This window comes from Rhodoferax lacus, assembly GCF_003415675.1.
Lineage (GTDB): Bacteria > Pseudomonadota > Gammaproteobacteria > Burkholderiales > Burkholderiaceae_C > Allorhodoferax > Allorhodoferax lacus.
This window is the reverse complement of sequence record NZ_QFZK01000021.1, coordinates 46,341-53,253: the sequence shown is the minus strand read 5'-3', so window position 1 is coordinate 53,253 and position 6,913 is coordinate 46,341. Positions and strand designations below refer to the sequence as shown.

Genomic DNA, 6,913 nt, shown 5'->3' with positions numbered 1-6,913 from the left:
TATTCGCCACGGTGCTCCTGCACCATGCGCACTGCACGTTCGCGGACTTCGGGGGAAAACTTCGTTGACTTTCTCATGGCTCCATCTTCTCAAATGTTGGAGCCTCCTCAAAACCCGGGGCGATTCACGCGCTGCTCCGGGTTGCAGAATTCGTTCTGGGGACGCGCGGGTCCTGCCGTTCGGCCAAGTTGTCCAAGACGGTCCGATGGATCCGCGCAAGCACCAGCATCAGGATGGCACTTACGGCGACGAAGACAAACAAACGCGGCGCGATGCCGAGATTTTTCAGGTGGCCCATGCGGATTTGGCCTATCCCCCAAGCATCTCCCCTCGCGCTTGTCGACCGAAAAAAGGGTTTTGGGCAATATCCACCGAAGCATTCTTGATTGGCGACTGCGAAGGCAAAAAAAAGCCACCTTGCGGTGGCTTTAAAAGTCCCCTAAGGGACGTCGTTGGATTTCTTAGTGAAGTCCGCCTTTTGCTTGGCAGATCTTCTGGTTTTTCGCACTGTGACAGCAGTTGGGTGAACTTTATGGGGCGACCGCAGGTTTGAACATCCCCCATTCGGGTGAATTTATTGGTGGAACCCCTATTAATTTAGTAAAAATGATATTTTTTGGCCATATTTGTATGAATCAGGCCAATTTATGGCATTTATTTGTACCGCAGCGGACGTTCTAGTGCTGCCTGCACGGCTGGGTCCGGTCGACCTGGCTTCCCAAAAACAGATGGATTTCAAAGCTTCATCCTGCTCAACACCGGGTAGTGGACGCAGAAATCCGTACTTTTTTGTACTGACTAGGGGTTTTCCATTACTAAAGTAACTTGATTTAATAAGTCCAAAACGCATATAGTCCAGCCACGCTAAGAGCCACGGCGTACCAAACCCAGGGCAGAAACCCTGATAACTGACGATCCACTGACCATTCCATTCGAGGAGACTGACCATGAAAAAATCCACCACCCTGGCCCTCACAGCCATCGCCTTTGCCGCCTCCGCAGCAACATCCGCCTTCGCCGCTGAAACCGTCATCGGCCTGATCACCAAGACCGAAAGCAACCCCTTCTTCGTGAAGATGAAGGAAGGCGCGGAAGCCGCTGCCAAGAAGGGCGGCGCCAAGCTGCTCAGCGCCGCTGGCAAGCAAGACGGTGACACCGCAGGCCAGATCAGCGCCATGGAAAACATGGTTGCCGCTGGCGCCAAGACCATCCTGATCACGTCCTCCGGCGACGCCATCATCCCCACCATCAAGAAGATCCAGGCCCAAGGCGTGCAAGTCATCGCCCTGGACAGCCCGGTGGAAGGCGCTGACGCCCTGTTCGCCACCAACAACTACAAGGCCGGTGAACTCATCGGTGCTTACGCCAAGGCCGCTCTCAAGGGCAAGGCTCCTGTGATCGCCACCATGGACCTGTTCCCTGGTCACCCCGTGGGCGCACAGCGTCACAACGGCTTCCTGGCTGGTTACGGCCTGAAGACCCTGGACGCCAAGAGCAACGAGCTGGCCCAGCCCGCTGAAGTGGTTTGCATGGCCGACAGCTTTGGCGACGCCGCCAAGGGCCAGACCGGCATGGAAAACTGCCTGCAAAAGAACGACAAGATCAACGTGGTGTACGCCATCAACGAACCCGCAGCCGCTGGTGCCTACAAGGCGCTGAAGGCCGCTGGCAAGGAAAAAGACGTGGTCATCCTGGGCGTTGACGGCATGTGCAGCAACGGTGTGGGCAATGTGGAAAAAGGCGTGATCGCCGCCACCAGCATGCAGTACCCCCTGAAGATGGCCGCCATGGGCGTGGCCGCTGGCCTGCAGTACGCCAAGGACGGCAAGCGCCAGTCCGGCTACACCGACACCGGTGTGGATTTGGTGGCCTCCAAGCCCATGGCCGGCGTCAAGAGCATCGACACCAAGACCGCCCGTGGCCAGTGCTGGGGTGACTGATTGGTATTGACAGACCACGGGGTGCACGAGCCCCCGGTCTGAGTCCGGGCCCGCACACTGCAGGCCCGTCCCCGAAAGCCCTGCAGCGCAGGGCTTTCCTACCCCTAAACCCCCCACGCTCATCCCATGAACACGCTCAAAGCCAAACTCCCGCCCATGGGAACTTTAGGTCCGGCCATCGCTCTGGTACTGGCCTGCGCCTTTTTCTCCTTCCAGCATGAGAACTTCCTCACGCTGAAGAACTTCTCCCTGATCCTGCAACAAGTCATGGTGGTGGGAACCATTGCCATCGGCCAGACCCTGATCATCCTGACCGCAGGTATCGACCTGTCCTGCGGCATGGTCATGGCCCTGGGCTCCATCGTGATGACCAAATTCGCTGCCGACTACGGGCTGTCTGCGCCGGTGGCCATCCTCTGTGGCATTGCCGCCACCACCCTGTTCGGCCTGCTCAATGGCCTGCTGGTCACCCGCGTCAAGCTGCCGCCCTTCATCGTGACCCTGGGCACGCTGAACATCGCCTTTGCCTGCACCCAGCTCTATTCCAAGGCACAAACCGTCACCAACATTCCTGACGGCATGAGCCTGTTGGGCGACACCTTTGACTTCGGCGGCGCCCGCGTGGCCTACGGTGTGGTGCTGATGCTGGCGCTGTACGTTGCTATGTGGGTCTGGCTACGCGACACCGCACAGGGACGCCACGTCTACGCCGTGGGCAACAGCCCCGAAGCCACCCGCCTGGCCGGTATCTCCACCGACAAGGTGCTGCTCGGCGTGTACGTGCTGGCCGGTGTGTTTTACGGCATTGCCTCCATGCTCACCGTGGCGCGTACCGGTGCCGGTGACCCCAATGGCGGCCAAACCGAAAACCTGGACGCCATCACCGCCGTGGTGTTGGGCGGCACCAGCCTGTTTGGTGGCCGAGGCATCATCCTGGGCACACTGGTGGGTGCGCTGATTGTGGGCGTGTTCCGCAACGGACTGACGCTCATGGGTGTGTCCTCCGTCTACCAAATTCTGGTCACCGGTATCCTGGTGATCCTGGCCGTGGCCACTGACCAAATGTCCCGCAAAGGAGGCCGTTAATGTCTGCTCAACCCCAAATCGTCATGCAGGCCAAAGGCCTGATCAAACGCTACGGCCAGGTCACGGCGCTCGATGGTGCCGACTTCGAACTGCGTGCAGGCGAAATCCTGGCTGTGATTGGTGACAACGGCGCGGGCAAGTCTTCGCTGATCAAGTGCCTCTCAGGTGCAACGATCCCCGACGAAGGCGAGATCCAGCTCGACGGCAAAGTGATCCACTTCAAGAGCCCGCTGGACGCGCGCCATGCCGGCATTGAAACCGTCTACCAGGACCTGGCCGTGGCCCCGGCCATGACTATTGCCGAGAACCTGTTCCTGGGCCGCGAACTGCGCCGCTCGGGCCTGTTGGGCCTGCTGGGCTTCATCGACAAGAAGAAGATGCTCGAGGAAAGCATTTCCCGCATGAACGACCTCAAGGTCGGCATCCGCTCCATGACGCAGGCGGTGGAAACGCTCTCCGGCGGACAGCGCCAGTGCGTGGCTGTGGGCCGTGCGGCGGCCTTTGCGCAGCACGTGGTCATCATGGACGAGCCCACCGCCGCGCTGGGTGTGAAAGAGGGCAATATGGTGCTGGAGCTGATTCGCCGGGTGCGCGACAAGGGCCTGCCCGTGGTGCTGATTTCGCACAATATGCCGCACGTCTTTGAGGTGGCCGACCGCATCCACATTGCCCGCCTGGGCAAGCGCGCGGCCGTGGTGGACCCCAAGAAAATCAGCATGAGCGACACTGTGGCGGTCATGACGGGTGCAAAATCCGTCAGTGACCTGCCCGAAGAAGCGCTGGCACATTAGACAGAGGACGACAACATGCTCAAGGGAATCGACCCGGTATTGACACCGGAGTTGCTCAAGGTGCTGATGGAAATGGGCCACGACGACGCCATCGTCCTGGCCGATGCCAACTTCACCGCAGTGCGCTACGCCGGTGGCAAGCCCATCATCCGCCTGCCCGGGATCGGCATGGCGCGTGCCGTCAAGGCCGTGACCTCGCTGCTCCCGCTGGTGGCCGATGAGGTGCATCCGGTGGGCTATATGCAGGTCAGCGGGCAAGCGGGCAGCTACCGCTCGGCCCTGCAGCGCGAAGTGCTGGCCGACCTGGAACCCGCCTTCCTCGCCGGGCAGTCGGCCGAAGCGATCGAGCGCTTCGCATTTTACGAGCGCACCAAGTCCGCTTTTGCCATTGTGCTGACCGGCGAGTTGCAGCCGTTCGGAAACTTTTTGCTGCGCAAGGGCGTTATAGGAGACACTCTGCGCCCATGAGCCTTGAAGCCACACCAGTCGACACACCCATTGCGCAGTCCGGTGGTCGTCTGGGTGCGCCACCGGTGTTGCGTCCACGCGGCTCCAACCACGTGGGTATGCGCCAGTTCAACGAGCGCGTGGTGCTGCATGCCATTCGCCTCAACGGCAGTCTGCCCAAAGCCGAACTGGCACGGCTGACCGGCCTCACCGCCCAAACCATTGGCCTGATTACCTCCCGGCTGGAAGAAGATGGCCTGCTGATCCGCCATGAGCCGCTGCGCGGCCGCATAGGCCAGCCCTCGGTACCCATGGCGCTGAATCCGGATGGGGCTTTCGCCCTGGGCATCAAGATCGGCCGGCGCAGTGCCGACCTTCTGCTGGTGGACTTCACTGGCGCGGTGCGCAGGCGTGAATCCATGCCCTATACCTTCCCGGAGGCACAAACCCTTTTGCCCGCCATCCAGCAACACATGGTGGCGATTCATGAAGACCTGGGGGCGTTGGCGCCGCGTCTGGTGGGCGTGGGCCTGGCCGCGCCCTTCAACCTGGGTGGCTGGCACAAGATGCTGGGCCTGCCGCCCAGCGTGTCGGATGAGTGGAACCACATTGACCTCTCAGCCCAGGTGCAATCCTTTACCGAGGCACCAGTGCGTTTTGCACGCGACACGGCTGCGGCCTGCGTGGCCGAGCTGGTGGCCGGGCGCGGGCGCGACCTCAAGAGTTTCCTGTACCTGTTCGTGGACACCTTTGTCGGTGGCGGCCTGGTCATCAATTCGCACCTGCACAGCGGCGTGCATGGCAATGCCGGCGCCGTGGCCTCTCTGCCGCTGCAGGTCTCCAGCGGACGCGGCATGCCTGAGCAACTGATTGCCCACGCCTCCTTGTGGGAGCTCGAGCAGCGCTTCAAGGCACAGGGCCTGGACCCTACTGCCGCCTACGACGCACGCGCCATGCAGGCACCTTTTGAGGTGCACACCAGCGCCTGGATCGCCAGCGCCGCGCTGGCGCTGGCGCAGTGTGTGGTCAGTGGCACGGCATTTCTGGACATTGATGCGGTCGTCATCGATGGTTCCTTCTCACGGGCCATGCTGACGCGGTTGATTGACCATACCGAGGCGGCCCTGGCTACCTATGACTGGGAGGGCCTGTGGCCCGCCACCCTCGTGGCAGGCAGCATTGGCTCCGATGCGCGCGCGCTGGGCGGGGCCCTCCTGCCCCTGCACGAAAACTTTGCACCGGACCGCGACATCTTCCTTAAAGCCAGTTAGCAGGCCCCCACGGTTGCCCACTGCGTGTGGCGCCCTGCCCCCCTAGGGGGCCGCGTTTCGCCTTGGGGCGGCCCGGCGGCGGAACCAGGCGCTAACTATGCAGCGGCAAACTTACTTCAAAGCAGGCGCCGCCTTCGGGCCGGTTGCGGCACTGCACGCTGCCACCGTGGCGCTGTGCAATGGACTTCACCAGCGCCAGGCCCAGGCCAACCCCGCCCTCGCGTTCGGAGGCGCCAGGCAGCCGGTAAAACGGCTCAAAAATGCGTTCCTGCAAGGCCTCGGGCACGCCGGGGCCGTGGTCACTGACCGCGATGGTGGCAAAGCCGTCCGCGCTGCGGATGGCCAGGGTGACTTCTCCCGATGCATAGCGCCTGGCGTTTTCCAGCAGGTTACGCACCGCGCGGCGCAACAGCTTGGCCACACCGGGCACCACGACCGAGGGGGTCTCCACATCCAGCGTGGCCTGGGTACGTGCGCATTCCTCGGCGGACAGTCCCACCAGATCGACCAGTTCCACGGTGCCCAGGTCGGCCTCCCGTGCGTCGAGCCGGCTGGCCAGCAGGATCTCGTCAATCAGCTGGTCGAGCTCGCCAATATTGCGCGAGATCTCTTGCCGGGCCGTGAGGCTGGTGTTGTTGCCCATCAGCTCCAGGCCCATGCGGATGCGGGTCAGCGGTGAGCGCAGTTCGTGCGAGGCATTGGCCAGCAGCGACTTTTGCGACGTCAGCAAGGCCTCACGGGTCTTCACCAGGGTTTCTATCTGTTCGGCTGCCTTGTTGAAGCGCGTGGCCAGAAAGCCCACCTCGTCCTGACCGCCAATGGGCATGCGCACGCTCAGGTCGCCATCACCCCAGCGTTCCACACTGCGCTGCAGGGTCTCCAGCCTGCGTGTCAGGCGGCGCACGATGGGATAGATGGCCAGGGCCACGGCTACGGCCACCAGGCCCAGCGTCCAGACAAAACCAAACGGCGCACGCCAAGTGGCGGCAGGCGGGCGGGGCAGATGCAGGTGCATGGTCTGGCCGTCGTTCATGCGCACCAGGAACTCCGGGCCGTAGCCGTATTTGCCGCGCAGTGCCTCCTGGTCTTCCTCGGCGTTGGATTCGCCGGGGCCGCCGGGGCCGCCGGTATCGGCGGGTGCCCGGTTGGGGCGCCAGCCCTTGCCCTCAGGCCCGCGGCCCAGGCGGGCCTGTCCGCTGCCGATAACGTCACCGATGGCATTGCGCACCACCACCTCGCGCAGGGGCGGCTCGGCCGTCATGCGCCAGGCATAGCCCACCAGCAGTGTCAGCACCGCCACCGCCAGCACCACGGCCAGCCAGATGCGGACATACAGCCGGTGGAACAAGAGGCTCATGGTCAGGCCAGGGTGCTGCGC

Annotated in this window: 7 protein-coding genes; 6 read left to right on the top strand and 1 reads right to left on the bottom strand. The window is 62.6% G+C overall.

Going from position 1 to position 6,913, the window contains the following annotated elements; translation table 11 throughout:
* Positions 1–205 precede the first annotated feature (205 nt).
* The 6 genes from DIC66_RS22975 to DIC66_RS19910 all read left to right on the top strand — a co-directional run bounded on the left by DIC66_RS22975 (position 206) and on the right by DIC66_RS19910 (position 5,535).
* Positions 206–553, top strand: a complete 348-nt coding sequence (locus tag DIC66_RS22975; RefSeq protein WP_147321365.1) for a hypothetical protein — start codon at positions 206–208, stop codon at positions 551–553.
* Between the two features lie 394 nt (positions 554–947).
* Positions 948–1,940 carry a substrate-binding domain-containing protein gene (locus DIC66_RS19930; protein WP_117179931.1) on the top strand — a complete coding sequence of 331 codons (993 nt, stop codon included), beginning with the start codon at positions 948–950 and terminating at the stop codon, positions 1,938–1,940.
* A gap of 126 nt (positions 1,941–2,066) precedes the next feature.
* Positions 2,067–3,026, top strand: a complete 960-nt coding sequence (locus tag DIC66_RS19925) for an ABC transporter permease (protein WP_117179930.1) — start codon at positions 2,067–2,069, stop codon at positions 3,024–3,026.
* On the top strand, positions 3,026–3,817 hold the full coding sequence (locus DIC66_RS19920; protein ID WP_117179929.1) for an ATP-binding cassette domain-containing protein: 792 nt from the start codon (positions 3,026–3,028) through the stop codon (positions 3,815–3,817). Before DIC66_RS19925 ends, DIC66_RS19920 begins: the two co-directional genes overlap by 1 nt.
* Positions 3,818–3,832: 15 nt before the next feature.
* Positions 3,833–4,285: an RbsD/FucU family protein gene (locus DIC66_RS19915; protein ID WP_117179928.1), complete on the top strand. Its 453-nt coding sequence runs from the start codon at positions 3,833–3,835 to the stop codon at positions 4,283–4,285.
* On the top strand, positions 4,282–5,535 hold the full coding sequence (locus DIC66_RS19910) for an ROK family transcriptional regulator (RefSeq protein ID WP_117179927.1): 1,254 nt from the start codon (positions 4,282–4,284) through the stop codon (positions 5,533–5,535). The genes DIC66_RS19915 and DIC66_RS19910 overlap by 4 nt, the downstream gene beginning before the upstream one ends.
* A 91-nt stretch (positions 5,536–5,626) precedes the next feature.
* Here DIC66_RS19910 and DIC66_RS19905 read toward each other — a convergent pair whose 3' ends face one another.
* Entirely contained in the window at positions 5,627–6,892 is a 1,266-nt protein-coding gene (locus DIC66_RS19905) for a HAMP domain-containing sensor histidine kinase (protein ID WP_117179926.1), read from the bottom strand.
* Positions 6,893–6,913: the final 21 nt, after the last annotated feature.